Origin of the sequence: Nocardioides euryhalodurans, assembly GCF_004564375.1 — a bacterium.
In the GTDB taxonomy this organism is placed as follows: Bacteria; Actinomycetota; Actinomycetes; order Propionibacteriales; family Nocardioidaceae; genus Nocardioides; species Nocardioides euryhalodurans.
On the sequence record NZ_CP038267.1, the window covers coordinates 1181461 to 1206669 of the forward strand.

A 25209-nucleotide genomic window follows, 5' to 3' on the forward strand; every position below is an offset into this window, starting at 1 on the left:
ACCGCGGTCACGCCACCTCACCGTCGCTGCCGTCCACCAGAGAGAGAACGTTGGTCAGCACCTCGACGAACCGCCCCGGGTCGCTGATCAACCAGCCATGGTTGCCCGGGACGGTCACCACCTGTGGGTCTCCCAGGGCCTCGATCAACGACTCCGCGCAGGCCCACGGGATCACCGCGTCCTCCCGCCCCCACAGGACGGCCACCGGGAGGCGACGTCGCTTGAGCTCCTCCAGCTCCATCCCGAGCTCTGCCTCCCGCGCCAGACGACCCACCCGCCAGAGGGTTCCCGGCCTGAGCAATGCATGCCTCACTGCATCGGAGGCGATCACCGGCAGCACCCGGGTGAGGCCGCGAGCAGAAGCCAGCTCCGCACCGAGGTGTACCCCCCAGTCACCGAGTGAACGATCGGACATCAGTCGCCCGTCGGCCGACCACGTGGCCCCGCCGATCGAGTTGACGAGGACCAGTTGCGACACCCGCTCCGGCTGCTCGAAGGCATACCTGATGGCGACCGCGCCGCCGAACGAATGGCCCACCAGCGTGGCCTCGCCGGAGTGCCCCGCCTCGTCCAGGAAGTCGACCAGCCAGTCGGCGTACCCACCGAGCGAGACCTGCTCCGGCGGCAGGCCCGCCGTCCCCCCGAACCCCGGGAGGGCGGGTGCCAGCACGGTGAACCCTGCTCGCGCGAGGCGGTCCAGGCTTCCGCGGTAGCTGTGGTCCGACAGGGCCCAGCCGTGCAGGAAGAGGACCGTCGGCCGTTCCGAGCCGTCCCCGGGACGTGACTCCCCGTAGGCAGCAGGGCGACCCTGGACCCGGGTGCGGCGCCAGGTCATCGTGCCCATGGGTTCCACCGCCACAGCTGGTCTGTGCACCCGGTCCGGTGACGACTACATGCCCGTCGGTGGACCATCGGAGGCTCCCTCCTTCGCCCAGTCCAGCCGATCGGCGCCCTGTGGGCACGTGGCCTTGGTCCCGGGTCGAGGGTCGTTTGGCCCGAGGTGTGCCTGCTCCAGGGGTGCGCTGGGCCGCCTTACCGTGCTCACCAGCAGCGGCGGATCGTCGCCGGACTGTTCCTGGCGACGCTGCTGGTCCGGATCGGCGCCTGCTTCGCCCTCCTCACCGGCCGCCGCCCGCGTGACCTGGTCGACGTCGCGGTCGGCGCCGGCCGCTGGCGACTGCGGGTCCAGGCGTACGCGGCGTTGCTGGTCACCGACCGGTACCCGCCCCCTTTGCGTCTGGGCGTGAGACCGGCGGGACGCGGAGTGGGGCCTCAGGCGAACGCCGGCATCACCCGGTCGTGGACGAGCTGCAGCTGGGTGTCCACGTCGGCCACGCCGTCGATCTCCCGGCCCATCAGGGACTTGACCATGGCCTTGTCGACGACGGCCAGGATGAGGTGGTTGATCCCGGTCGACGTGATCTCCCGCTGCAGCTTCTCCGCGCACTCCTCGGGCGTGCCCGCGATGGAGAGCCGCTCGGCGATCTCGGGGGTGGTGAGCTCGATGCCTCTCGCCATGTCGCCGGCACCGATGGCCTCGATGATGGGGGCCATCTCCTCGGGCTCGACGCCGTTGCGGCGCAGCTGCTCGTGCGGCATCGAGGAGGCGTAGAGACCGACCATGCTGCGGGCGGCGTCCTTGGCCTTCGCGGAGTCCTCGCCGCAGGCGAACACCACCCAGGCGGCCAGGTCGAGGTCCTGCACGTTCTTGCCGGCCCGCTCGGCGCCGATGGTGCAGTGCTCCATCATGTAGTCGTAGGCCTCCTTGGTGTAGCTCAGCGCGTGGTGGCAGCCGTCGGAGAACTCCGCCGACACCTCGAACGACTTCGGCCCCTTCATCGCGCCCATCTTCACCGGCAGCCGCTCCTGCACCGGCCGGGCGAAGGTGAACAGCCCGTGGTACTGGAAGAACTCGCCGTCGTGGGTGATCGCGCCGTCGTCGAGGAACGTCCGGATCACCTCGACGCCCTCCTTGACCCGGGAGAGCGGCTTGGTCGTCGACCAGTCGATTCCGTACTGGGTGAGCAGCCCGAAGTTGCCGCTGGAGAGCACCACCTCCGCCCGGCCACCGCTGAGCTCGTCGAGGGTGGCGGCAGCCTGCGCGATCAGCGTCGGCTCGCGCAGCATCACCCCGGACACGCTCGGCCCCATCCTGATCTGGGAGGTCTGGGCCGACGCGGCCGCGAAGAGCAGCCAGAGGTCCTTCCACCAGGTCTCGTCCGCGGCGTAGACCGCGTGGAAGCCGAGGTCGTCGGCCAGCTTGATGGTGGCGAGCGACTCGCTGAGCGGGTACGTCGGGACGATCACGTAGCTGAACTTCATTCCTTGACTCCTTCTCGGGTGGGCACGGCGTCCCCGTGCCGGGCGTCGCTGCGCAGGTAGGGCTTGGCGAGCACCATGTAGATCCCGCCGACCCCGACACCGACGGCGGCCGAGAGCAGGACCAACCAGTTGTCGTACCAGGGCACGTCCGGGGTGCGGGGCCACGCCATGTTGACCATCGCCAGCACGCCGTAGCCCAGGGCGGACACGTTCACGACCATCCCCCAGTGCCCGAGGCTGAACGGACCGCTCGGCCGCCATCCCTTCAGGCGTGCGCGCAGCGCGGCGAGCACGACCATCTGGAAGCCGAGGTAGATGCCGAGCGTGGCGAAGGAGATGATCGAGGTCAGCGCCTTGGTCGAGAAGACCGACCCCAGGACGATCACGGCGGGCACGGCGGCGGCCACCGCCATGGCGTACGGCGGCACGTGGCGCGTGGTCTGGAAGTGCCGGAGCAGGTGCGAGAAGGCGATCATCTCGTCGCGGGCGTACGAGTACATCAGCCGGCTTGCGGCGGCCATCAGGCTCAGGGCGCAGGAGAGGAACGACACCATCACCACGACGAGCACGACCTTCGTGCCGGTGACGCCGAACGCGTCGTGGAGGATCGTGGTCACCGGGTCGGGGTCCTCCCCGCTGATGACGGCCGCGTAGTCCTTGACCGCGAGCAGCAGCGAGAGGCAGACGAAGATGGCGGCGGCGCCGCCGACGTAGATCGTCATCCGCATGGCCTTCGGGATCTGCCTCGTCGGGTCCGGCACCTCCTCCGCGACGTCGCCGCAGGCCTCGAAGCCGTAGTACTGGAAGATGCCGATCAGGGCCGCGGCCACGAACGCGGAGAAGTAGCTGCCCCCGTCGGCCACGCCGGCGGTGTCGAAGACGACCGACAGGTTCTGGACCCGCTCCGAGATCAGCAGCCACGCCCCGACGGCGAGCGCGCCGAGGAGCTCGGCGGTGAAGCCGATGATCGCGGCGTAGGCCAGCCACTTGGTGCCCATCAGGTTGATGGCCAGGGCGAGGGCGAGCAGGATCAGCGCGCACGTCACGGTCGAGGTCGTGCCGGCCTCGAACCCGAGGAGCTGGGCGAGGTAGGGGCCGGCACCGTAGACGACTCCGGCGATCGTGGCGAACAGGGCGATCAGGTAGACCCACCCGGTCATCCAGGCCCACTTGACGCCCCAGAGCCTGCGCGCCCACGGATAGACACCGCCGGCGACGGGGAACTGCGAGACGACCTCCCCGAACACCAGCGCCACGAGCAGCTGGCCGAGGCCGACGATCAGCAACCACCAGATCATCGGCGGGCCACCGGTCGCGAGGGCGATCGCGAAGAGCGTGTAGATGCCGACGACCGGAGACAGGTAGGTGAACCCGAGCGCGAAGTTGGCCCACGGGCTCATCTCGCGCCGGAACTCCGAGGTGTAACCGAGCTGCTCGAGGTGGAGGTCGTCGGCGTGCGGGCCGGGGGCGCTGCTGGGCGCCATCAGGCACCCGTACGGTCGGACTCGGCCTCGACCTCGGCCAGCAGCTCCGAGCCCGTGACCACCGTCGACGCGAAGTGCCGGTGCATCCACTCGAGGTGGTCGTGCCGGCTGTTCATGATCCGCAGGCTGTCCCAGTTGGGGAAGGTCTGCTGCAGCACCCAGCGCTCCATCAGCCGCGGGTCGACCTCGTAGACGTGCTCGTGGGTGGTGACGGCGACGTCGGAGACCCGGGTGGGCTCCGGCGGGGTGTGCTGCTCGCGGTAGCGGTAACCGATCGGTGGTCGCGGCGCGTCGTTCATCAGGGAGCTCCTGTGTCGTAGGCACGGTCGAGGAGGTACTTCCCGGGATTCATGATGTTGTGCGGGTCCAGCGTTCGCTTGAGGTCGAGCATCACGTCGTAGCCGCGGCCGAGCTCGTCCGGCACCAGGTCGACCTCGCCCTCGCGGCAGGAGCCGTGGCAGGCACTGATCGAGCCCTGGTGGGCGAGGGCGACGGCGGCGATGTCGCGCTTCGCCCTGACCCACATCTCCCACGCGCGGTCGTCGAGCTGCTGCTCCCAGATGCCGACGTCGATCTCGGTGAGGTAGTCGACGCCGGTGTTGCCGGAGGTGTAGGTGAACATGCCCCAGTCGTCGAACACGTCCGTACGCCGGCGCAGGTCGGCGACGATCTCGTGCCAGGCCTTCGACACCGACGGCAGGTCGGTGTAGTTGATCGCGGCGTCCTCGCAGTGCCAGCTCATCGGCACCACCTGGCCCGACTTCGTCCGGCCGTGGAGCGGGGTCGCGTAGCGGTCGTGGCGCGCGGCCCAGTCGCCCTCGGAGATCTCGTCGCCGAGGTAGCGGGCGCCGTGCTCCCGGGCGATCCGGAAGAGCCGTTTGCCCGCCGGACGCACCTCGTCCTCGTAGCCGTACATCACCGCGCACACCAGCGCCCGTACGTCCCCCGGCTGCGGGATGTAGGCCTCGTCGTCGCGACGGAGGTAGGCGACCTTCCACTCGTCGAAGAGCACGGCCCCGGCGAACGTCGCGACCCCGGCGCGGGCGAGCGCCCCCACGCACCGGTAGGCGTCGTCGTAGTTGTCGAACGCCCAGAAGGGCGAGAGCTCGGCCTCCGGCTTCGGGAACAGCTTGAGCGTGGCCTCCGTCGCGATGCCGAGCGTGCCCTGGTGGCCCATGAACAGGTGCTTGAGCTGGTAGCCACTGGACGACTTGCTGATCTTGTGGCCGATCCCGTCGCCGACGTGCATCACCTCCCCGGTCGGCAGCACGTGGTCGAAGCTCAGCACCAGGTCGCGGGTGTGGCCGTAGCGCGAGCCGATCAGCGACCAGCCGCTGGTGCCGATCCGGCCACCGACCAGCGAGCACGGGTACGACGCCGGGTCGTCGGGGTAGAAGAGGCCGTGCTTGCCGAGGACCTCGTTGAGCTTGAGCATGCTGATGCCGGTCCCGACCGTCACCGTGCGGTTCTCGAGGTCGAGCTCCTTGACCTGGTTCATCCGCTTCACGTCGACGACGATGCCGCCGCGCAGCGGTACGGCGCCGTCGGTGAGCCCGGTGCCTCCGTCGCGCGGCACGATCGGCACCCGGAGGTCGTGGGCGATCCGGACCACCCCGGCCACCTCGTCGGTGCTGGTGGGCAGCACCGCGAGGTCGGGCAGCCGCTCGGACCAGCGGTGCACCGGGAACGGGGCGGGGACCCGGGCCCGGTTGTAGCGGTCCGGCTTCGAGGTGAGGATCTGCTCGTCGCGCAGCACGGTGCGCAGCGCGGTGACCAGCTCGTCGAGACGCTCCACCGCGATGGTCATGCCCCTGCTCCCCCGTTGCGCGAGCCGCCGACGGTGATCCCCAGCGACTCGGCGAGCAGCTCGTGGATGTCGACGACGTCGATGTCCACCGCCTCCCCCGCCTCGGTGAGCGGCCGCTCGGACCACGGGCAGGCGCTGACCAGCGTGTCCACCTCGAGGGCTGCTGCCTTCTCGAGCCGGCTGGCCGAGATGGCCGCGGTGAGCTCGGGCTTCTCGACCGGGAGACCGCCGCCGCCGCCCGAGCAGTAGGACCACTGCGTCACCCGGTCGACGTCGCTGAAGTCCAGCCCCGGGATCGCGCGCAGGATCTCGCGGGGCTCCTGCCAGATGCCCTTGCGCTTGTTGAGCCGACAGGGGTCGTGGTAGGTGATGGCGCGCTCGATCGGCACCGAGGGAGTCAGCCTGCCCTCCCGGATCAGCTCGGCGAACACCTCGACCACGAGCACGACCTCGAGGTCGAACTCCTCGCCGAAGTACTTCGGGTAGTCCTCGGTGAACGAGATGTAGTCGTGCGGGTCGAGCACGAGCACCCGTCTGGTCCCCGTGGAGCGCCAGTTGTCGAGGTTGTGCCGCGCGAACCGCATCGCCTGGTCGACGTACCCCATCTCGGCGGCCGGACCGCCGCAGCACCACTGCTCACCCATCAGCCCGAACTCGTAACCCGCCTGCTGCAGGATCTGGGCGACCGCGCGCGGGACCGACGTCCGGTAGAACGCAGCCTCGCAGTCGACGAAGAGCACCGTCTCCCCTCCGATCGGCAGGTCGAGCCCCTCGGACCAGTCGCGCACGTGCTCCTGGTCGATCGGGGTCTCGCCGAGGACCGGCTCGTGGGTCAGCTCGTCGGTCCGCGCGTTCCAGCTCTGCCAGGCCGGCTGGTGCACGCCGCTCTCGACCGCCAGTGCGCGCACCGCCTTGACGACGTCGACGGTGCGGGTGCGGAACCGGTAGAAGTCCCCGGTGAAGAGGGTGTTCGGGCAACGCAGCTCGCAGGCACCGCACTGGGTGCAGTTCACGTAGTCGGCGGCGACGTCCTCGATCGTGAGCTCGCCCTTGTCCATCGCCACGACGTTGGCGTGGAACGCCGTCGGGGTCCAGGACTCGTTGCGGGTGACCTGCATGACCGGGCAGACCTCGCGGCAGAACTTGTGGCCGGAGGAGAAGCAGTTGTAGGACGCGTTGCGCCACTCCGCGGTGAGCTCCTCGGTCGGCGTCGGGTCCGCGGGCTCCTCGACCGCACGCGCGATCTCCTCCGGCATCTCCGCCAGCTCGTCGGGGTTGTCGCGCATCCCGGGCGTGAACGGGACGGAGACCGGATCCGCTGGGCCCTGCCGGTCGAGCTGTGTCACTCCGGACCTCCTGAAGGACGTGATGCAGGTCACACAGTCTTCGCAAGATACGGCTCGCCGGCTGGGCGCCACAAGGGGCGAGGTGGCCGTCACGTCCGGACCCCGCCCTCGACGCCCACACCTCCCAGGGTGTGGCGCAGGTCACATCGCAGTCGCTAGAGTCGCAGGATCGTTGCGGCGATGGTGGCGTCGCGAGACCAGGGGGTAGGCCATGGCTCGTCGTCATCTTCTCGTCGCTCTCGCGGCCGTCAGCCTCGTCTGTGCCGGCACGCTCGTCGGCGCCCAGACCGGCGCCGCGGTCAGGCCGAAGCCGCCGACCCCGCCCGACAAGGTCGTGGTCATCGTCGTCGACGCCCTCAGCAAGGAGATCGTCGAGAAGTACGACATGCAGCACGTCCAGGCCCTCATGAAGGACGGCGTCGACACCCCGCGCGGATACCTCGGCCACACCGGGTCGGTGACCGTGGTGACCCACAACGTGATCACCTCCGGCATGCTCCCGAAGAACATGGGGTGGACCAACGAGGGCTACCGGGACGTCGACGGGGTCCTCGGCGATCCGGGTGGGCTCTACATCACCAGCAACTTCGGATACGACGAGATGTCCGCGCTGCAGGAGCACGCGGGCTACCCGCACCTGTCGGACTACCTCGACGACACCGGCAAGGTCTTCACCGTCAGCCCGAAGGGGTACGCCGCCTACGGCCTCAGCGGCCCCGGGTCGGCCGACACGTCGGTCTCGACATTCACCAGCGCCGACCCCTGCGAGGTCGGTGGTGTGCGGTGGCGGAAGCCGACCGGTCCCGGCGTGCCGTCGTACATCGAGGGCAGCTGTGGCTCGCGCTACTGGGTGGAGCGCGACAAGGGCTACGACACGCTGCAGTTCCCTGCCCAGCTCTACCCGGCGACCGACGACCGCTACGTCGTCGGTGACGAGCCGGGCCACCAGGGGGGCGACATCTGGGCCACCGACGCCGCGCTCCAGATCATGGCCGAGGAGCGGGACGCGTGGAGCGGCCTGCTCGTCAGCCTGCCCGGCATCGACAAGGCCGCCCACATGTGGGGCGGTGTCAACGACCCGGAGGACGCCACGCCGGGCTTCGACCCGATGACCCACATGGAGTTCGCGACGGCGACCGCCGACGCTCAGGTGGGCCGGATCATGGACGCCCTCGAGGAGAGTGGCGAGCTCGACAGCACGCTGGTCGTGCTCACCGCCGACCACGGGTCGGTCGCCGCGGCGGAGGGCCACTGGCACGGTGACTTCGAGCCGGTCGACGACTACGGCTACTACAACTGGTACTACGGCGACCCCGAGAACGACGACCCCTACGACCAGCCGCAGGAGGCCCTGCAGCCGCTGATCGACACGGAGAACGTCGGGCTCTCCTACAGCGACTCCTCTCTCAACGTCTGGCTGGAGGACCGGTCGCGGGCATCGGTCGCCGAGGCGGCCGCTGTCATGAAGAGGCTCCCCGACGTCACCGCCGTGTGGCAGCGACGCGGTGACCACTTCGACCGGGTCTCCCGGGTCCGGTGGGACCGCATGACATCCGGTGGCGAGAGGTCGTGGTTCGCCCGCAAGGCACAGGAGCTGGTCGACACCCAGGCAGCCCCCTACGGTCCCGACCTGGTCGCGACACTGCCTGACGACACGACCTACTCGGTCCTCGGCGACCATGGCGGCATCCAGCGGACGTCGCAGCAGATCCCGATCGTGTTCGCCGGTGCCGGCCTGTCCGGCAAGGACCTGCGCGCCGAGGTGAGGTCGGTCGACATCATGCCGACCATCCTCAGGGCGTTGGGCATCACGCCGTCGTACGACATGGACGGCAAGGCCTACCGACTGCCCAGGACCAGGCCCTAGATGAAGAGCAGCTGGGCCCCGTCGGTCTTCTCGATGAAGTCGGACGCGCTGATGATGCCCTCGACCTCGTCGTAGAGGTCGGCCTCCTCCAGGTGCTGCATGTCAGCAGACATCCGGCAGGCCCACAGGTGGCCACCGGAGTCGACGATCTGCTGGAGGAACTCGGGCACCTCGGGCACCCCGATCTCCTCGATCGACTTCTTCATCTGGTGGGTGGCCATCGCGGTCATCCCGGGCAGGCCTCCGAGACCCTGCGGCATGTGCGTCGCGGTGTTGCCGAGCATCGTGAACTTCAGGTCGCCCATCGTCTTCTTGTTGATCATGTCGAAGCCCCAGAACGTGAAGAACAGGTGGGTCTCGATGCCCTCGCCGAGGGCGGCGTTGGCCAGGATCAGGCCGGGATAGGCCATGTCCAGGTTGCCCTTGGAGCAGATGATCGCGAGCGTGCGCCCGGTCTCCTCCTCGTCGAAGGACGGGATGATCGGGGCGCTCTGCGTGGTGGTCATGACGGTCTCCTGTTCTCACACGCAACCGCGGGGCTTGGGCAGCCCGGCGACGTAGGCCATCTTCTTGGCCGGCTTCTTGGGGAAGAGGGTGAACAGCTGCTTGGTCGGGATGCCGCCGACCGTCGCGACCCGACGCAGCGTCGCGGTCTCACCGTGCTCGGGGAAGTCGCTGCGCAGGAAGCGGATCGCCTTCCAGTGCTCGTCGCTCATCTCGATCCCGATCTGGGCGGCGAGCACCGTGCCGAGGTCCTCGGTCCACTCGTCGTACTGGGTCATGAACCCCTCGTCGTCGACGTGGATCTCGTGGTTGTCGATCGTGGTGGTGGGCATCTCAGGCCTCCTGCTTCTCTGGTGCGGTCGTGGGCACGTGCTTCCCCGCCATCGACATCAGTGCCGGGAGCGGGACGGGACGCCCGGGGAGCAGGACGTTCCAGTAGATCCAGCGGAAGGCGAGCTTGCCGAGGTGGTTGGCCCGGGTCTCCTTGAGCAGGTCCATCGGGCCGACGACAGGGAGGGGGTACTTGCCCGTCAGGGGTTCGGTGTCGTAGTTGAAGTCGATCAGGAGCGCCTTGTCGTCGCCGGACTCCACGAAGCAGTTGGCGTGCCCGTCGAAGGCCCCGGTCATCGGTCGTCCCGCGATGTGCTGCAGGAAGTTGTCGACGAAGATCTCGACCGAGAAGTGCGCGACGGAGCCGGCCTTCGAAGCCGGGATGTCGCTCGCGTCCCCGATGGCGAAGATGTTGTCGAACTCGGTCGAGAGCTGGGTGTGCTTGTCGACGGGCACGTAGTTGAGCTCGTCGCCGAGCCCGGAGCGCGCGACGAAGTCGGCCCCCATGTTGAGCGGGACCGTCACCAGCAGGTCGAAGGGGACCTCGCGGTCGTCGTAGGAGACGAGCACCTTCCGCTCCGAGTCGATCCGCTCGACCAGGAAGTCGGTCTCCACGTGCACCTTGCGCTCGTCGAGCATCCCGCCCAGGTGTGCCGAGGCCACCGGCTTGGTGAACGCCCCGTCCAGCGGGGTGACGAAGACCAGCTCCACCTGGTCGCGGATCCCGCGCTCACGCAGCCAGGCCTCCACGAGGAAGGTGAACTCCAGGGGCGCCACCGGGCACTTGATCGGCATCTCGGTGACGTGCACGACCAGCCTTCCGCCGTCGAAGCGGGCGAGCGCGTCCGCGAGGGCCTCGGCGCCCTCGAGCGTGTAGAAGTCGAAGATGCTGCGCCGCCACTCCGGGCCGAGCATCCCGGGCGTCTGGTCCGGGCGCGGCGTCGAGCCGGTGGCGATGACGAGCTGGTCGTAGGGCAGCGCACGCCCGCTGTCGAGGCGTACGACGTTCTCCCCCGTGTCGATCTCGTCGACCGAGCCGAAGACGAAGTCGACGCCGTCCGGGAGGAAGGTGTGCCGCGACCTCACGACCTGCTCGTGGGTGTACCCGCCGAAGGGCACGAACAGGTAGCCCGGCTGGTAGTGGTGCTCGTCGTCACGGTCGACGACGGCGATCCTCCACTCGGTGCGGTCCAGCCGGTGCCGCAGCTTGTTCGCGATCATGGTCCCGGCCGTGCCACCGCCGAGGATCACCAGGTGCTTCATGTCTCTCTCCTGCGTCTCGTCCACAGTTCGAAACTAAACCCCGGGGGGTATGTGGGGCAGGGGCGAAGGTCCCCTCCTGCCGGGACCCAAGGCAGCCGTGGAGCCCGATCTTGTCGACGGTCGGGCGTTCGGTCTGTCGGGTCATCGAGGTCCGGCAGTCGCATCACGGGGACGTCACACCGTGAGGCCTTGACCCAGAAGCGCAGTCGCCCGTGGGTCGTCGAGCTCAGCCGGTGACGCCGAACCGCTCGACGCGGATCGCCTCTGCGCTCAGACCAGCCTCGACCAGGAGGGTCTCCGCGAAGTCGGCGAACCGGGACGACCCGCAGACGTACGCGAGCTGGGTACCCGCGAGGAGCGGGGTGATCTCTGCCCGGGTCGGGGGTCCCGGCGGGCGGGCACTGGTGGGATGACGGGTGTAGACGATGGCGGCGCCGGCCGCGGCCAGCTCCTCGGCGTAGGGCAGCGCTTCAGGGCTGCGCCCGACGGCCATCACACGGATCAGGTCGGAGCGGCCGTGGTGTCGTGCCGCACGGGTCATCGCGACCGCAGGGACGACGCCGGTCCCGCCGACCAGGCACAGCGCCGGGGTGTAGGTGTCCCATCTGAACCAGCGCCCGATCGGGCCTCGCATCTCGAGGAGATCCCCCACCTCGGCCACGTCGGCCAGGAACTCCGAGACTTCTCCGGCAGGGAGCCTCTCGACGAGGAACTCGACGAGGGGGTCGCTGTCGTCGGACGCGACGGAGTAGGAGCGCTGGGCCGTGTAGTCGTCGGGGGCACGCAACCGGATGAGGTAGTGCTGGCCGGGCCAGTGGCGATGGCGATCCTCGACGTGCATGCGGAGCCGCACGAGGTGTGGTGCGGGGAAGTCCTTGGTGATGATGCGTCCGGTGGTCCACGCCGTCGAACCCGCACCCACCGACGCGAAGGACTCATCCGTGGTCACGGATCACCCTGGTAGCGCTGCTCGAGCCACGGGTCCCCGCGGTCGTGGTAGCCGTTGCGCTCCCAGAACCCGGCGCGGTCCTCCACCGTCAGCTCGAGCCGGCTGATCCACTTCGCGGACTTCCAGAAGTACAGGTGCGGGACCAGCAGCCGTACCGGGCCACCGTGCTCGGCCGTCAGGGGTCGCCCGTCGTACTCCCACACGACCCACGCCTTGCCGCCGGTGACGTCCGCCAAGGGCAGGTTGGTCGTGTAGCCGGTCGAGGAATGGGCGATCATGAACTCTGCCCGCGGATCTGGCCCGGCAGCCTCGAGGAGGCTGTCGACGGAGACACCGGCGAACACCACGTCGAACTTCGACCAGGTCGTCACGCAGTGGATGTCACCGTGGTACGACGACCTCGGCAGCTGCTGCACCTCGTCCCAGGTCCAGGTCGTCGGCCGGTCCACGAGACCATCCACGCCCAGGGTCCAGGACTCGCGGTCGATCCGCGGCGTCACCTCGGCAGTCAGGACCGGCCAGTTCCCACCCACGTCGTACTGCCCGGGAGGCAGGCGGCCCGCGGGGCCGTCGGGTCGTCGTCGGAAGAATCCTCGGGTCGCCGGCATCTGGCGCCTCCTCGTGGACGGTGGTGTGGCCGAGGTCATTCTCGACGGCAGCCTACTCGGGCTCGAGCCACCCGGCCCTGCTCAACGAGACCCTTGCTCCTCGGCGTCGGCCCGGGGTTGACGACCACAAGCGCGGCCGGGTCCTGCCGAGGTATGAGGCGCCCCCGAACGGATTCTGCTGCTGCCTGTGGGAAGCACGGACCTGATCCCTTCCGTGTCGAACACGCCAGGGGCGGTGCTGGCCGAGCACTCTCCTGGTTGCGGTGGGGCCGTCGCCCGTCACAGCTTGATCGGCGTGCCGATCGGAAGCCGGCGGACGCGGTCTCGCACGTCTGCGGGTGCGTCCGCGATGGCTGCCGCCAACCCGGCGGGCCCGTCGACGAAGTGCGACCAGCCCTCGTAGTGCACCGGCACCGCCACCTTAGGCAGCGCGAGGCCCACGAGCTCCATCGCCCGGCTGCCGGTGAGCGTGTACCGCACCGGACCGGTCAGGCCGAACTGCACGCCTCCGACGTGGACGACCAGCACATCGACCCTCAGGTCCCGGGCGAACCGCCGCAACGCGCCGTGGAGCACCGTGTCGCCGGTCACCCAGACCGTGGTGCCGTCACACCGGAGCAGAAACCCCACCACCGCGCCAGCGATCGGCCGCGACAGCGGGGGCCCGTGCCGCGCTGCAGTTGCCGTCACCTCCAGCGGCGCGCGGTCGGCCACCCGGAGGACGGTCCGTTCCCCGGCTCGCAGGCCGCGGACACCCTGCAGCGCCAGCCGACGAGCCCCGCTTCGGGTGGTGAGCACCGTCGGCACAGCCGGCAGCAAGGCCCGGCCGGCACGGTCGAGGTTGTCGCCGTGGTGGTCGTGGGAGAGCAGCACCGCGTCCAGATCCGGGAGCTCGGTGCTCGACAGCGCGGGGCCGACGACCTTGTCCGAGGAGGTGCCCCACCCGAACGCGTAGTGTCCGCCGGCCGGGTCGAACGTGGGGTCGGTGAGCAGCCGCCAGCCGCCGAGCTCGATGAGGACGGTCGGCCCGCCGACGTGGGTGAGGATCACCGGGCGTGCGCGATCGCCCATTCGAGCACCTCGTCCGCGATCGCCTGCCAGCCGTGCTGGGCGGGCAGCAGGTGGGCGTAGCCGTCGTACTCCTTGACCTCGGTGACCGTGTCGGACTTGTAGTGCTTGGCGTTCGACCGCTGCACCGACGGCGGCATGATGTGGTCTTCCGAGGCGGAGACGAACAGCAGCGGTGCTCGCTTGTCGTTCCTGTAGTCGACCCAGGTGTCCTGGTGGCCGGGCTGGAAGTTGGCGAGCACGCTGCCCCAGAGGATCCCGCCGTTGGCGGGGATGTGGTAGCGCTCGTACGTCGCGCGCGCCTCCTCCTCGGGGAAGGTGTTGGTGAACGCGTACCTCCACTGCTCGTAGTTCAGGCCGATGGCCCGCTTCCGGTTGCCGGGGCTCTTGAGGACGGGGAATGTGGACTTCACCTGGGACGGTGGCACGACCCGCACGCCTTCGGTGGGAGCCGAGTTCATGGCGACGCCGGCGGCGCCGTAGCCGTGGTCGAGCAGGATCTGGGTGAATGCGCCGCCTGCGGAGTGGCCGATGATGATCGGTTTGCTGTCGAGGCCGGCGAGGATGTCCTCGATCTCGGCGATGATGTCCGGGACGGTGACGTCGAGGATGATCTGCGGATTCGCCCGTAGCTCCTCGACCTCGACATCGAAACCCGGGTAGCCCGGCGCCAGGACGCGGTAGCCCTTGGCCTCGTAGTGGGTGATCCAGTGTTCCCAGCTCCTCGGGGTGACCCAGAAGCCGTGGACCAGGACGATGGTGTCCGGATGTGTCGTCATGTGCGCACTCCTTGTTGTCGACGGAAATCTCGCCCGAGGCTCAGGACTTGAGGAACTCGAGCAGGTCGTTGTTGGGCCGGTCCTCGTGCGTGACGGTGACGCCGTGCGGAGCGCCGGCGCAGACCATCAGCTGAGCGCCGGCGACGCGTACCGGCCGGCCTCTTCCCACCGGCCTCGAAGGGGACGACGTGCTCGTCGTCACCGTGGACGACCGACGTCGGCACGCCGACCTCGTCGAGGTCCGCGAGGAAGTACGTCGCGGGGGACGCAGCGACGCACTCGTAGGCGTTGCGCGCGCCGGCTTGGAGATTGTGGAGCCAGAAGGCGTCTCGCATGCCTCGGGACGGGTCCTGGCCGTCCCGGCTGTTGTCGAAGAACGGTCCCTCGGCGAGGTGCCGGTAGGTCTGGCACCGATCGGCGAGCGATCCCGCCCGGATACGCGAGGGGGTGCCGCCAGAGCCGTGGCCGGGGATAATGCTGTGGGGCTCCATGACCGTCCTTCCGTGCCGATGGCCCCAGTCTCGGAGCGTCAGAGCCTCCCGGCAGCACGCCGGGCGTCAACCTTCGAACGATTCGGGACAGGAGCGGCTGTGGCCCACCGCGTCGTGATCGTTGCCCTGCCAGGCACCTTCGTGCTCGACCTCGCCGTGGCCGCCCAGGCATTCGGCCGCCGGCCGTCGGTCTTCTCCAAGATTCGTGACGAGACCGAGGAGCCGTACGACGTGCGTGTCTGCGGCGGCGGCGCGCTCGGCACCTCGCTCGGCTTCTCGATGAGCGAGCTGGGCCCCCTCTCGGAACTGGCCGATGCAGAGACCGTCATCGTGCCCGGCCTCGAGGCGCCGTGGGTGCCCCAGGACCCAGCCCTGCTGGCGGCCGTGGCCACCGCGGCAGCGCGCGGTGCCCGTATGGTGTCGCTGTGCGCCGGAGCCTTCGTGCTCGGCCAGGCCGGGGTCCTCGACGGCCGCAAGGTCACGACGCACTGGGCGCTGGCCGAGGAGTTCCGGTCCGCGTTCCCGGCCGCAGAGCTCGTCGAGCACGCCATGTACGTCGACGACGGCTCGGTGCTGACCTCCGGCGGCATGCTCGCCTCGGCCGACCTGTGCCTGCACATCCTCCGGCTGGACCACGGCCAGGCCTACGCCAACGACGTGTCGCGCATCCTGATCAGCCCGCCGCACCGGGTCGGCGGACAGGCGCAGTACGCGACCTCCACGACCCGCCCGCTGACCGGTCCCCTGGCGCCGGCGATGGAGTGGATGCTCGACAACCTCGCGGAGCCGCTGACCCTCCAGATCGTGGCTCGGCACGTGCACATGAGCCCCCGCACTCTGGAACGGCGGTTCCGAACCGAGACGGGCGAGAGCCTCCAGGCATGGATCTCGCGGCAGCGAGTCGAACGGGCGCGGGCACTGCTGGAGGAGACGGACCTGACCATCACGAACGTGGCTCACACGTCGGGGTTCGGCTCCACCCAGGCGATGCGTCGGCACTTCCTCCTGCACACAGGCGCGAGCCCTCGCGACTACCGCGCAGCCTTCCGGGCGCCCCTGCCCGTGTGAGCTCGCGTTCTGCTCGTCGGGCTGAGCACGTGTGTTCCTCTGGGCCGGGAAACGCACTCATCTGCCACTGCGACTGCGTGTCGAAACGCGTCCGACCGCGTGATTCACCTGCGGAGCCGGCGCAACGGACGAGGTCGGCCGGTAAGGATTGCGCAAGACAGAAGCGGCCCTCACAGTCACTGTGAGGGCCGCTCCAGCTCGTAGCGGGGGACCCCGCAGATCTGCGCTCGTCCCGTTGCCCGTCGCCACTCCCCCGCGGCGCTGGGCGTCTGCCCTGGCATCTGCCACCCGTTGCTCACCGCCTGATCAGAACTCGCGGGTGGGACAGATTCGGGCGTCACCACGGTTGCGTCCTGCACCGCGATCGCACCAGCGGGTTTGTTGGCGACTTGTTGGCTGACCCACCACCCGGAGAGCGTTCGAGCGGGTCCGCCACCAGGGACGGACCCGCTCCACCGCGGGAGTCAGTCGGTCAGCAGCCGAAGCACTGGTCTGGCCGATTGTCGAGAACCCTCGTCTGCCTGAGCTCGAGCGTCTCGGAGTTGTAGATCCCGCCGCCCTGCCTCTCGCCGCCCGAGGTGACCGTCAACGCGTTGCGGACCACCTTCGACCGCACCAGCGTCAGCTCCACGGGCGGACCGGATAGGAAGACGCCGTTCCAGACACCACCACCTTGGGCGCTCGCGTCCGGAGCCGATGCGGCGCCCTGGTTGTCGCGGATGTGCGAGTCCTCGATCCGCAGCAGCGTGTTGTTGAACAGTCCGGCACCGACCACCGAGGCAGAGCCCGTCTTGCTGGTGGCGACGGCGGTGTTGCCGGAGATCGTCGTGTCGCGGACCACCACCAGACCAGGGTTCCCGGTCTCGGTGAAGTCGTAGACGGCGAGGCCGGAGGTCGCCACGGCCACGCCGTGGTCGCTGTTGACGCGCACAGAGTTGCCGACGATCTTTGAGCCGGTGATCGTTGATTCTTGGTTGACCTCGAGAGCGGATCCGACCGGCGCGACGTCCTCCGTCGTGGCGGCGTCCACGATGATCTTGTTGTAGCTGACCTCGGAGTTGCGCATGATCAGGCGGCTGAGGTGGGTGAGCATGCCGGCGTCGAAGGCCAGCGGCTGACCGACAGGATCAATCGCCCGGGCAACGTTGTGATTGACGGTGGAGTCAACCACCAGGGTCGGGACGTGCTCACCGGCATGGACGCCCCCCGCGTGCGCGTTGATGTCGATGGGCTCGCCCTGCGCTTCCACCGGCCAGCCGGTCACCAGGTCGGCACGGTTGCGGTCCACATGCGATCGCCTCACCTGCAGGGTGCCGGAGTGGACGAAGATGCCTCCGCCCTCGGCGAATCGTCCGATCTCCATCTCCGCCGGGTGCGCGCGATTGGCGTTGACCTGAGATCCGAGCACACGAACGTCTCCGAGCTCGCTGTAGATGCCACCGCCCATGGCGTCGCTGGCACGGCCACCGGCGGTGTTGTCGGTGATCCGGGATCGTCGAATCGTCAGATCTCCGAATGATCCGATCCCGCCGCCGTAGGAGCCGGCGTAGGGGCAGTCCCCGTCGGGACACTTGACACCGGACGGAGAGGGGCTGGTCGTCGTCGGTGCGGTCCGGTTGCGTGTCACCGTCACGCGGTCGAGGGTCAGGTGTGCCCCCGGCTCCAGGTCGTCCTCGACCTCGACGGGAGCCACGAAGATGCCTCCCCCGTACGCGTTCACGCCGTCACCGTGGCTCACCCCGCCCGTCACGGTCAGACGCGAGATCAGCACGGCGGGCCGTCGCGCCCTCGTGGACGTGACCGTGATGACCGGTCCGCCGCCCTTGATCATGGTCCTGGCCGAGCCTGCGCCGACGAGTCGGACACTGTGGTCGATCGTGACGCCGCCGGTGAAGGTTCCGGCGGAAAGCCGCACGGTGTCGCCGGCTTCGCTCGCTTCCAGTGCTTCCGCGAGGGTGTCGTAGCAGGCCTCGGCCGCCACGCAGGCGGACTGCCGGGCCTGGGGTGCCGCGAGAACCGGCAGTGATGTCCATGCGGCCGTCTGCGCGACTGCCAGCGCGAGGACGGCGATGTTCTTACGTGTGCTCATGCAGGGAACGCTAAGAGCGTCTGGGTGCGCTGGGATCGGGTGAAGTCACCGGCATGTGATGGGGATTCTCACCACCGCCTCAGCGAGCGTGCTCACTCGCGAAGGTCGCCGATCCGGCGCCATGGAGCGCTCCAGAATCCGTCGGTTTCCGCCTGCAGCTCGGGCACGCTGTCGACCAGATCATGGAAGCGAATGGTCCCGTCGCGATCTATCTCGAGCCGGGCGCTGATGTAGGTGCCGTCGGGCCAGGAGAACGTGAACCGCCCGGCTTCGTAGGTGTAATGACCGCTCGCGTGCGGCATCTGGAGGTAGTGATCTGCGGTGGCTTCGTAGCGCCAGATGCCGTCCGCCAAGGTCCACACGTAGCGGGCGGCGTCGTCGCGGATCAGAGCCGGATCCGTGACCCCGGCATCTCGCAGAGCCTTCTCCGTGACCAGCGAGGTGTAGACGCCGTCGAGCGCGCTTGTTCCGCTGGAGTCTGAAGGCTGCTGCTCGGGGCAGCCGGTGACCGGTCCAGGTCCTCCGGTGGAACTGTCCTTGAGGTCCTCGATGGCCTGGATGATCTCGCGGGTCGCCTCATCCTCCTCGAGCCACTCCCGCACTTCTGCCGCTGCAGGTTGGAAGCTCACAATGTCGGCCTGTCCGGCGGCGACGATGCGACCATCACGCCCGCAGAACTCCGCGGCGCTCTCGGCGTCGCTCGGCAGGTTGTCGAACAACCACGAGCGCGTCGTTGCGGCCGCCTGTTGAAGCACCTCCCACTGGTCGTCACGAAGCCGTTCGCGCACGTCGGCATCCATCACCAACGTCTCGGTCTTCGGGAAGAACGTGAGGTTCCCTGTCGCCACGTCGCCGTGGTTGTCCTATCTGTAGCTCGACTCGTCACCGCGCTGCACTCGAGGGTCCGGCGGGTCGTCCACGACCGTCGCGCCCAGCCTCTCGAGGAACATCCTGGTCGTGGCGGAGGTCGGCGCCCTGATGACCGCGTCACGGTAATCGTCCGCGTCGAGCAGTGGCTTGCCGTAGCCGAAGGGATGCCGCAGCTCGCTGGGGAAGATGTCGAGACCGACCACCCCCGCCCTGGGCAGACCGGCCATCAGTTCCCCGCGCAGGTCGCTGGTGAGTACTGACTCGACCAGGTCGAGGCTCGTGACCAACAGGGGCGTGTCCAGCGCGCGGAGGGTGGCGACACCGAGCTCGTCCCAGGCGCGACCGGGCACCAGCGCCAAGTCGAACTCGCCGTCGGCGACGCTGCGGGCCACGTGCTGGTCCCAGTCGTGCACCCCCTCGGGTTCCGCGTCCCACTGCGGGTCGATGCGGATCGTGCCCTCCGAGAGGCGTTGCACCTCGTCCACGAAGTGCTCCACGTGAAGCGCGTCAGGGTCGCCAGGCTGGTCGGGCGTCGCCAGTGTCAGCACCAAGGACGGGCCGTTCAGGGGCTCCGCGCAGCCCGAGGCGAAGAGTGCGCACACGCCGACCGTGGCCAGGACCAGCGACGGGCGGAGCTTCCGCATGTCACGACGGTAGATCGAGACCGTGGCCGGCGCCATGGGGTGAAACCTGTCGGCAGATGGAGGATTTCCCCACGGCAGACACACCGGTGGTGCGGCATCCTGAGGACGTGACCGTGCGCGGCGATCGAGCCCGACCAGTCGTCTTCGTCGTGATGGCGGCTGGGGGCGTGGTCGTGAACGTGGTCGCGGCCTTCCTCCTGGCATCAGCGGTGCCCTACCGAGACCTCGTCGACGTGCTCGCTCCGTCGGTCGTCGGCGCGGCCTACGCCCTCGCCGCGGGGTACGTGGGTCTGGCGGCTCCTGCCCGCCGCCAGGTCGGGGCGACCATGATCGTCGTCGCTGTCACCTCGCCGGCTGCGGGGCTCGCGCTGGGAGTCTCGCAGCTTTCGGGACTGTGGGTCGCGCTCGGCGCCGTCAGCACCCTTCTCGTGCCTGCAGCCGCCTGGCTGGTACTGGTCACCAGCCGCGGTGGGAGCGCAGGCCGCCTGGGACGCGCGGCTGTGGTTGCATCAGCTCTCCTGGCGGGCGCGGTCGCCGGTGCCGTCACTCTCACCTATGACCCAGCCGCGTGGGGATGGTGTCGCTGTCAGCCCAACCCCCTCGCGTTGCTGGATGGCGAGGCCGCCTACGTTGGGCTCGAGCGATGGTCACCATGGCTTCGAGCGTCCATCGGCGTGCTTGCCATCAGTGGTGCGCTGGGGGAGCTCTTACGACGACCCGGCCGCACCCGGGTGGCCGAGCTGGCCCTCGGGGTCGCTCTCGTGACGGTGCTCGTCGGACATCTCGTCCCACAAACCCTGCTCCTGGGCGCTGGCCTCTTGCTGATGCTCGTCCTGTGCGTGCGCGAGATCGTGCGACGTCTGCCGAGCAGGGCGCACGTCGCCGACCTGTTGCTGGAGGCGCGTGAGCACCGGGATCCAGCTCGCCTCGAGGAGCTGGTCGCACGGGCGATCGGGGACCCCGGAGCGAGGGTGTGGTGGTGGGCCCCGGGACCAGGTGCTTATCGCGACTCCGCAGGGGCGCAGGAAGCCGACCCGACCGCAGGTGCGCCGACGAGCCGAGTCCTGCGGGTCGACTCCGAGGTTGAGCCGATCGCGCTCGTGGTCGCAGCGACGCGCGATCTGCCGGCTGACGGTTCAGTGCTGGACGCGGTCGCCGAGGCTCTCCGGCTCTCCACCGAGAACCGGCGGCTCACTGACGAGCTCCGCGAGAGCATCGAGCAGGTACGCCGGTCTCGGGCCCGCATCGTGACTGCCACCGACGAGGCGAGGAAGTCGCTGGAGCGCGACCTGCACGACGGCGCCCAGCAGCTTCTGATCTCGACCGGCCTCAAGCTCAACCTCGCGGCGGCACAGACCGACGCGGAATCGAGAGCAGAGCTCGACGCGACTCTGGCAGAGGCATCCGAGGATCTCGGCCGTGCGCTCGTGGAGCTGCGTCGGCTGGCGAGCGGGATCACGCCCACGGCCCTCGTCCACGGGGGTCTCGCAGACGCCGTCCAAGAGCTGGCAGCGAGATGTCCTGCGCCGGTCTCGGTCGAGGTCGAAGGCCAGGGGGACCCTGGCCCCACACGCAGCATGACCGCCTACTTCGTCGTGGCCGAGTGCCTGACCAACGTCGCCAAGCATGCCGGGGCACAATCGGCCTCGGTCACGATGACGCTCGGGGAACCCCTGCGGCTCACCGTAGCCGACGACGGAGTCGGGGGCGCCGACCCGTCGCGAGGCTCCGGTCTGCGGGGCCTCATCGACAGGGTCGAGGCACATGATGGCCGCGCGACGATCACGAGCAGCGACAGCGGCACCGTTGTCACGGTCTCCCTGCCGGACGTGGTGTTGAGATGAGCCAGGGCTCGCCCGCCGTCGTCGTGGCCGAGGACGCGCTTCTGATCCGGGAAGGCATCTGTCAGCTCCTGGTCGCTTCGGGGTGCACGGTGCTCGCTGCCGTGCCCGATGCAGACCAGCTCAGCAGCGCCCTCGAGACGCACATCGGCGAGGTCGACGTTGTCGTGCTCGACATCCGCATGCCGCCGACGCACACGGACGAAGGAATCCGGGCACTCGAGGAGCTCCGTGCTCGAGGCAGCACCGTCGGGGTGCTGCTGCTGTCCATGTACGCGAGTGGGTCGCTTGCCGTACGCGCCCTCTCGGCCGGGGGTGCAACCGGCTACCTGCTCAAGGACCGCGTCAAGGACGGCACGGCGCTGGCGGACGCCGTGCGCACCGTGGCTGGTGGGGGCTCCGTGGTCGACCCCGAGGTGGTCACCCTGCTGATGAGCTCGACGGGGCGCGCTCGCGGACTCGAAGCGCTGACACCCAAGGAGCTGGAGGTGCTGCGTCTGATGGCAGAGGGTCGCTCCAATCTGGGCATCGGTCGCGTCCTCGGGATCAGTCCCAAGACCGTGGACACCCACGTGGAGCACATCCTCGACAAGCTGGGGATCCAGCCATCGGAGGGCGAGAACCGCCGAGTCCTGGCCGTGCTGGAGCTGCTGCGCAACCGGGGATGAAGACGCCGTGCGGAGTTCGACGCGCGCATGACACCTGATCGTTCACCTCGTGGCACCCAGCTGACGTCCTGTCCCGGGGCTGGAGATGGTTGCGTCAACAGAAGCGGCCCTCACTGTCACAGTGAGGACCGCTCCATCCTCGTAGCGGGGGGAGTTCGCCGAGCTGCGCTCCAGGTGTTGAAGGTCGCCGCTCCCCCGCGTCACGAGACGCCTGCCATGGCATCTGCCACCCGTTGCTCATGCTCGGATCGAACCACAGGAGCGGGACACCCCGGTCACGTAGAGGAATCGTCTCCGTCGGACCTTGCGGCACCTCCGGGTGCAGCCGTTGATCGCACGACAGCTTCGAGCAGCTCGACCATGTACTCGGCTGCAGCAAGGTCATCCGAGATCTCGGCAACCTGGGCCGGGTTGCTGGCGGTGATGGCATCCGAGACCAAGCCGCGGAAGTACGGCGACTCGAGAAGTGGACTGGCCTCCAGGTATCGGACGAGTCGGGCCACCTCGTCGAGCCGATCAGCCAGGTGCATCATCCGGACGAGCTCGATGGCGGCAACGCCGACGCCCTGCATGTTGCCGGTGTCGAGGAGGTCTTCGACGTGGTGGAGGAGCTGCATGTAGGCCGTGTGGGTGTCGCCGCGTCGGAAGGCCACGCGGGCGGAGACGGCCGTGGTGGGGGTGTGGGTCCGGGCCGGGACCTCGACCCGGGCGGCATCCTCGAACAGGCGGTCGGCGCGGTCGTGGTCGCCCTGGAACGCGGCGCCGTAGCCGTGGAGCATCAGAGTCCAGTTGAGCAGGGTGGGTGGGCCGTGGGTGCGGTAGCGCTGCGTCAGCACCGGCGCCAGTGCCTCGAGCTCGGGGAAGCGGCCGAGGTTGAGGTAGGCAGCCAGGATGTCGGTCTCCATGAGCTCGGCGAGGAACGGCTGGCCGCGGCGGCGGCGTTCGGCCTCCGCGGCGGGGACCAGGTCCAGGAGTGCTTCCCAGTCCTCATGGGCGAACGCACGGCCGTGACGTACGAGCGGGTCCTCTGGTTCCGAGTGGTCCTGGACGAGCCTGTCGTAGGCGTCGGGGGTCTGCGCCAGGGCGTGGCGGTGGGCGGTCCAGACCAGCCCGAACACGGTCAGCTCCGGGTCGCCGGCGCTCGCGTCGAGGACCCGTTCGGCCCAGTCGCCGATCTCCTGCCGGCTGCGGAGCAGCACCTCCCCGGCGACGGGCTCGACCAGGTCGACCACGTCCTGGGGGTGGCAGGTGACGAGGGCTCGCTCGACCGCGGTGCGCAGCTCGGGCCAGAGGTTCTCCAGCCGCTCGACGCCGGCGACTTCATCTGGTCCGGTGAGCAGCTGGTGGATCTGCTGGACCTCGCTCAGGCACCAGTCGGCGTGCCGGCGCTGCGCCTCCTGGCGCGCGCCGGAGTTGGAGAGGGTCTCGGCGGCGTAGTGGCGGATGGTTTCCAGCATCCGGTAGCGCCGCTCGCCGCGCGGTCCGGTCGTCACGGTGAGCAGCGACCGGTCCACGAGGCTGCCCACCAGGTCGTCGACGTCGACCGGGTCGAGGTCGACGTCGACGGCGACGCGTTCGGCGGCGTCGAGGTCGAACGGTGCGCTGAACGTGGAGAGCCGGCCGAACGTGGCTTGTTCGGCGGGGTTGAGCAGGTCGTAGGACCAGTCCAGGGTGGCTCGGAGGGTGCGATGTCGTTCCACGCGGTCCCTCCGACCGCCGACGAGGAGGCGGAGCCGGTCCTGGAGTCGGTCGAGCATCTGGGGCGGGGTGAGGGCACGGGAGCGCGCGGCGGCGAGCTCGATGGCCAACGGCACTCCGTCGAGGCGGCGGCAGATCTCGGTGACGTCCCCCTGCCAGGCGGCAAGGTCGAAGTGCGGGTCGACCGCGAGGGCGCGTTGCGCGAAGAGCTCGGTGCCGGCTCCTGCAGGGTCCAGCGGCGGCAGCGGGACGAGTTGCTCGGCGCCGATGGCCAGCGGCTCCCTGGATGTGGCCAGTATCTGGACGCCCGGGCACCGGTCGGTGAGTGCCCGACAGGTGGTGGCCGCACTGTTGGCGAGGTGCTCGCAGTTGTCGAGAACGAGCAGGGTCTGCCGTCGCCGCAGCGCTCCCACGACGGTCTCCACGGGCTGCCGACCGGGTGCCTCCGGGAGCGCAAGCGCGTCCAACACCGCGCGGGCGACGTCGGCGTCGGGGCCCCGGTCGGAGAGGTCCACCAGGTGCGCCCCGTCGGGGTAAGAGGTCTCGGCCCGGGTCGCGACGGTGAGGGCGAGGTGGGTCTTCCCGATGCCACCGGGCCCGGTCACAGTCACCACGCGCGACGATTGGAGGGACTTTTCCACCTCGGCCAGTTCCCGGTGGCGACCCAGCAGCGGGGCGGTGATCGTGGGCAGGCTGGCTGAGGGGGGCGCCCCCGGTGCGGCCGCCGGAGCAACACCAGCGGGGACGGGTCGCAGCCGGTCGTCGTGGTCGAGGATCATCGCCTCGACCTGCTGCAGCCGTGGACCGGGCTCCACACCGAGCTCGTCGACGAACCGTTCTCGGGCGGTCTGGTAGGCCGAGAGCGCCTCCGCCTGTCGGCCGGCCCGGTAGAGGGCGGTCATCAGCAGCGCCCACAGCTCCTCGCGGAACGGGTGCTCGGCTGTGAGCCCACGCAGGACCGCGATCGCGTCGCGCGGGTCGGTCTCCACCAGCCGTGCCACCCGGGCCTCGGTGGCCTCCATCCACCGCTCGGTCAGGCGGGCCACCTGCGGCGCCAGGCCGGGCGCCTCGAGTCCCGCCAACGGCGGCCCTGCCCACTCGGCGTGGGCGCCGTCGATGTCACCGCAAGCCAGACGTTCCTCGAAGCGCACCGCATCGACGCAGCGCGAATCCACCGTGAGGCGGTACCCGGCACCGGAGCGCTGCACGGCGGCGGACCCGAGCGCCCCGCGAAGCTGCATCACATAGGTCTGCAGGGTCTTCTCCGCCGTCCGGGGCGGACCCTCTCCCCAGACCAGGTCGACCAGCCGGGAGACCAGGAGGGTCTCTCCGCAGGCCAGCGCGAGCGCCGCCAACAGGGTCCGGCTCTTCGGCGGGCCGAGGTCGACTGTGTCGCCGGCCACGGTGGCAGTGACTCCGCCCAGCAGCCGGATTTCGACCTGCCCGGGCGTCTGCTCCTCGCTCCCGGCCACGGTGTGGCGCCCCTCCCGCCCCTGGAGACCCGTGCGGGTCT

Annotated in this window: 22 protein-coding genes and 1 pseudogene; 5 read left to right on the forward strand and 18 right to left on the reverse strand. The window is 69.5% G+C overall.

Translation table 11 applies throughout. The features are described from left to right. Positions 1–7: 7 nt before the first annotated feature. Entirely contained in the window at positions 8–844 is an 837-nt protein-coding gene (locus EXE57_RS05570) for an alpha/beta fold hydrolase (protein ID WP_135074796.1), read from the reverse strand. 156 nt (positions 845–1000) lie between these two features. Here EXE57_RS05570 and EXE57_RS20445 point away from each other — a divergent pair. Continuing rightward, positions 1001–1174: pseudogene (locus tag EXE57_RS20445) on the forward strand (hypothetical protein); the annotation flags it as partial. 98 nt (positions 1175–1272) lie between these two features. Here the strand turns inward: EXE57_RS20445 and EXE57_RS05580 are convergent. From EXE57_RS05580 to EXE57_RS05600, 5 genes are read right to left on the reverse strand one after another with little or no spacing between them, the layout of a single operon-like run. After that, positions 1273–2322, reverse strand: coding sequence for an LLM class flavin-dependent oxidoreductase (locus tag EXE57_RS05580; protein WP_135074799.1), 1050 nt, complete (start codon positions 2320–2322; stop codon positions 1273–1275). After that, a complete protein-coding gene (locus EXE57_RS05585; RefSeq protein WP_135074802.1) occupies positions 2319–3806 on the reverse strand; it encodes an APC family permease in 1488 nt (495 codons plus the stop codon). The genes EXE57_RS05580 and EXE57_RS05585 overlap by 4 nt, the downstream gene beginning before the upstream one ends. Beyond that, positions 3806–4105 carry a hypothetical protein gene (locus tag EXE57_RS05590; RefSeq protein WP_135074805.1) on the reverse strand — a complete coding sequence of 100 codons (300 nt, stop codon included), beginning with the start codon at positions 4103–4105 and terminating at the stop codon, positions 3806–3808. The genes EXE57_RS05585 and EXE57_RS05590 overlap by 1 nt, the downstream gene beginning before the upstream one ends. Further along, positions 4105–5613: an FAD-binding oxidoreductase gene (locus EXE57_RS05595; protein WP_135074808.1), complete on the reverse strand. Its 1509-nt coding sequence runs from the start codon at positions 5611–5613 to the stop codon at positions 4105–4107. The genes EXE57_RS05590 and EXE57_RS05595 overlap by 1 nt, the downstream gene beginning before the upstream one ends. After that, positions 5610–6959, reverse strand: a complete 1350-nt coding sequence (locus EXE57_RS05600) for a (Fe-S)-binding protein (RefSeq protein WP_208542984.1) — start codon at positions 6957–6959, stop codon at positions 5610–5612. The genes EXE57_RS05595 and EXE57_RS05600 overlap by 4 nt, the downstream gene beginning before the upstream one ends. A gap of 211 nt (positions 6960–7170) precedes the next feature. Here EXE57_RS05600 and EXE57_RS05605 point away from each other — a divergent pair, with 211 nt between their 5' ends. Beyond that, the gene (locus EXE57_RS05605; protein WP_135074811.1) at positions 7171–8826 is read left to right on the forward strand and encodes an alkaline phosphatase family protein; all 1656 of its coding nucleotides are present in this window, start codon (positions 7171–7173) and stop codon (positions 8824–8826) included. Here EXE57_RS05605 and EXE57_RS05610 read toward each other — a convergent pair. The 8 genes from EXE57_RS05610 to EXE57_RS20320 all read right to left on the reverse strand — a co-directional run bounded on the left by EXE57_RS05610 (position 8823) and on the right by EXE57_RS20320 (position 14496). Next, positions 8823–9332, reverse strand: coding sequence for a DsrE/DsrF/DrsH-like family protein (locus EXE57_RS05610; RefSeq protein WP_135074814.1), 510 nt, complete (start codon positions 9330–9332; stop codon positions 8823–8825). The genes EXE57_RS05605 and EXE57_RS05610 overlap by 4 nt on opposite strands. 15 nt (positions 9333–9347) lie before the next feature. Beyond that, positions 9348–9662 carry a TusE/DsrC/DsvC family sulfur relay protein gene (locus EXE57_RS05615; RefSeq protein WP_135074817.1) on the reverse strand — a complete coding sequence of 105 codons (315 nt, stop codon included), beginning with the start codon at positions 9660–9662 and terminating at the stop codon, positions 9348–9350. 1 nt (position 9663) lies between these two features. Further along, positions 9664–10923: a type III sulfide quinone reductase, selenoprotein subtype gene (sqr, locus tag EXE57_RS05620; protein WP_135074820.1), complete on the reverse strand. Its 1260-nt coding sequence runs from the start codon at positions 10921–10923 to the stop codon at positions 9664–9666. A 226-nt stretch (positions 10924–11149) separates the two neighbouring features. After that, positions 11150–11872 carry an FAD-binding oxidoreductase gene (locus tag EXE57_RS05625; RefSeq protein WP_244247003.1) on the reverse strand — a complete coding sequence of 241 codons (723 nt, stop codon included), beginning with the start codon at positions 11870–11872 and terminating at the stop codon, positions 11150–11152. Beyond that, positions 11869–12480, reverse strand: coding sequence for a sulfite oxidase-like oxidoreductase (locus EXE57_RS05630; RefSeq protein WP_135074823.1), 612 nt, complete (start codon positions 12478–12480; stop codon positions 11869–11871). The genes EXE57_RS05625 and EXE57_RS05630 overlap by 4 nt, the downstream gene beginning before the upstream one ends. Positions 12481–12759: 279 nt before the next feature. Further along, positions 12760–13551, reverse strand: coding sequence for an MBL fold metallo-hydrolase (locus EXE57_RS05635; protein ID WP_135074826.1), 792 nt, complete (start codon positions 13549–13551; stop codon positions 12760–12762). Beyond that, on the reverse strand, positions 13527–14327 hold the full coding sequence (locus EXE57_RS05640) for an alpha/beta hydrolase (RefSeq protein ID WP_135074829.1): 801 nt from the start codon (positions 14325–14327) through the stop codon (positions 13527–13529). Before EXE57_RS05640 ends, EXE57_RS05635 begins: the two co-directional genes overlap by 25 nt. A 40-nt stretch (positions 14328–14367) precedes the next feature. Next, a complete protein-coding gene (locus tag EXE57_RS20320; RefSeq protein WP_279633192.1) occupies positions 14368–14496 on the reverse strand; it encodes a hypothetical protein in 129 nt (42 codons plus the stop codon). 421 nt (positions 14497–14917) lie between these two features. Between EXE57_RS20320 and EXE57_RS05645 the strand changes: the two genes are divergently transcribed. Further along, entirely contained in the window at positions 14918–15886 is a 969-nt protein-coding gene (locus tag EXE57_RS05645; protein ID WP_167305827.1) for a GlxA family transcriptional regulator, read from the forward strand. Positions 15887–16358: 472 nt separating this feature from the next. On the opposite strand, the gene EXE57_RS05650 is transcribed toward EXE57_RS05645, so the two are convergent. The 3 genes from EXE57_RS05650 to EXE57_RS05660 all read right to left on the reverse strand — a co-directional run bounded on the left by EXE57_RS05650 (position 16359) and on the right by EXE57_RS05660 (position 19489). Continuing rightward, positions 16359–17975, reverse strand: coding sequence for a right-handed parallel beta-helix repeat-containing protein (locus EXE57_RS05650; protein ID WP_135074835.1), 1617 nt, complete (start codon positions 17973–17975; stop codon positions 16359–16361). Between the two features lie 92 nt (positions 17976–18067). Beyond that, a complete protein-coding gene (locus tag EXE57_RS05655) occupies positions 18068–18823 on the reverse strand; it encodes a hypothetical protein (protein WP_135074838.1) in 756 nt (251 codons plus the stop codon). 15 nt (positions 18824–18838) lie between these two features. Next, positions 18839–19489: a TRAP transporter substrate-binding protein gene (locus EXE57_RS05660; protein WP_167305828.1), complete on the reverse strand. Its 651-nt coding sequence runs from the start codon at positions 19487–19489 to the stop codon at positions 18839–18841. A gap of 107 nt (positions 19490–19596) precedes the next feature. Here EXE57_RS05660 and EXE57_RS05665 point away from each other — a divergent pair, with 107 nt between their 5' ends. Together EXE57_RS05665 and EXE57_RS05670 are read left to right on the forward strand one after the other, a co-directional pair. Beyond that, positions 19597–21333 carry a sensor histidine kinase gene (locus EXE57_RS05665; protein WP_167305829.1) on the forward strand — a complete coding sequence of 579 codons (1737 nt, stop codon included), beginning with the start codon at positions 19597–19599 and terminating at the stop codon, positions 21331–21333. Between the two features lie 23 nt (positions 21334–21356). Next, positions 21357–21998 (forward strand): response regulator transcription factor, encoded by a 642-nt coding sequence (locus EXE57_RS05670; protein ID WP_244247004.1) that lies wholly within the window; start codon positions 21357–21359, stop codon positions 21996–21998. A 275-nt stretch (positions 21999–22273) separates the two neighbouring features. Here the strand turns inward: EXE57_RS05670 and EXE57_RS05675 are convergent, their stop codons facing one another. Next, positions 22274–25168 (reverse strand): ATP-binding protein, encoded by a 2895-nt coding sequence (locus EXE57_RS05675; RefSeq protein ID WP_167305830.1) that lies wholly within the window; start codon positions 25166–25168, stop codon positions 22274–22276. Between the last annotated feature and the right edge of the window lie 41 nt (positions 25169–25209).

Excerpts from the sequence above, each read along its gene's own strand:
- EXE57_RS05650 (WP_135074835.1), bottom strand. The coding sequence starts at position 17,975 with ATGAGCACACGTAAGAACATCGCCGTCCTCGCGCTGGCAGTCGCGCAG.
- EXE57_RS05640 (WP_135074829.1), bottom strand. The coding sequence starts at position 14,327 with ATGACGACACATCCGGACACCATCGTCCTGGTCCACGGCTTCTGGGTC.
- EXE57_RS05660 (WP_167305828.1), bottom strand. The coding sequence starts at position 19,489 with ATGCGGAAGCTCCGCCCGTCGCTGGTCCTGGCCACGGTCGGCGTGTGC.
- EXE57_RS05590 (WP_135074805.1), bottom strand. The coding sequence starts at position 4,105 with ATGAACGACGCGCCGCGACCACCGATCGGTTACCGCTACCGCGAGCAG.
- EXE57_RS05595 (WP_135074808.1), bottom strand. The coding sequence starts at position 5,613 with ATGACCATCGCGGTGGAGCGTCTCGACGAGCTGGTCACCGCGCTGCGC.
- EXE57_RS05570 (WP_135074796.1), bottom strand. The coding sequence starts at position 844 with ATGGGCACGATGACCTGGCGCCGCACCCGGGTCCAGGGTCGCCCTGCT.
- EXE57_RS05605 (WP_135074811.1), top strand. The coding sequence starts at position 7,171 with ATGGCTCGTCGTCATCTTCTCGTCGCTCTCGCGGCCGTCAGCCTCGTC.
- EXE57_RS05580 (WP_135074799.1), bottom strand. The coding sequence starts at position 2,322 with ATGAAGTTCAGCTACGTGATCGTCCCGACGTACCCGCTCAGCGAGTCG.
- sqr (WP_135074820.1), bottom strand. The coding sequence starts at position 10,923 with ATGAAGCACCTGGTGATCCTCGGCGGTGGCACGGCCGGGACCATGATC.
- EXE57_RS05585 (WP_135074802.1), bottom strand. The coding sequence starts at position 3,806 with ATGGCGCCCAGCAGCGCCCCCGGCCCGCACGCCGACGACCTCCACCTC.
- EXE57_RS05630 (WP_135074823.1), bottom strand. The coding sequence starts at position 12,480 with ATGCCGGCGACCCGAGGATTCTTCCGACGACGACCCGACGGCCCCGCG.
- EXE57_RS05615 (WP_135074817.1), bottom strand. The coding sequence starts at position 9,662 with ATGCCCACCACCACGATCGACAACCACGAGATCCACGTCGACGACGAG.
- EXE57_RS05610 (WP_135074814.1), bottom strand. The coding sequence starts at position 9,332 with ATGACCACCACGCAGAGCGCCCCGATCATCCCGTCCTTCGACGAGGAG.
- EXE57_RS05635 (WP_135074826.1), bottom strand. The coding sequence starts at position 13,551 with ATGGGCGATCGCGCACGCCCGGTGATCCTCACCCACGTCGGCGGGCCG.